This window comes from Vogesella mureinivorans (assembly GCF_007644035.1).
Taxonomy (GTDB): Bacteria; Pseudomonadota; Gammaproteobacteria; order Burkholderiales; family Chromobacteriaceae; genus Vogesella; species Vogesella mureinivorans.
This window is the reverse complement of the sequence record NZ_VMTV02000622.1, coordinates 1-387: the sequence shown is the minus strand read 5'-3', so window position 1 is coordinate 387 and position 387 is coordinate 1. Positions and strand designations below refer to the sequence as shown.

1 protein-coding gene is annotated in these 387 nt (G+C 68.7%); it reads right to left on the bottom strand.

The annotated features are described in order from the left end of the window. Nucleotides 1-193: 193 nt before the first annotated feature. A partial coding sequence (locus tag FLQ44_RS23760) for a hypothetical protein (protein WP_206208937.1) occupies nt 194-387 on the bottom strand: 194 nt, incomplete at its 5' end.

The window sequence follows — 387 nt, the reverse complement described above, 5'->3', positions numbered from 1 at the left end:
CGTCCTTGATCGGCACGTTCAGGTCTTCTCGGATCAGCACGCGCTTGCCGGCGAGGTCGAGGTCGGCGAGACGGAGGATGGACATGGTGAACAGGCGCCCGTGGCTGTCAGTCAGGCCGTGGATTATGCCGGAAGCCTGCTCGAGGCCAGGCCCGAGCTGAACTTGGGCGCCGGAGAGTCCGTCGATGCCAACTCAGGGCATGGCCTGCAGGGCTTCGAGCACGCCCGGCAGCAGACTGCGGATACCCGCATCCTCGCTGCGGCTGGCCTCGAAGTGCAGGGTCAGCAGCAGGGCCTGCAGGTTGTGGCGCGCCGCCAGCGCCGAAGGGTCCGACCACAGCGCCCTGGCCTCGCCCAGGCGCGGTGGAAACTGCAGCAGCCAGCGCC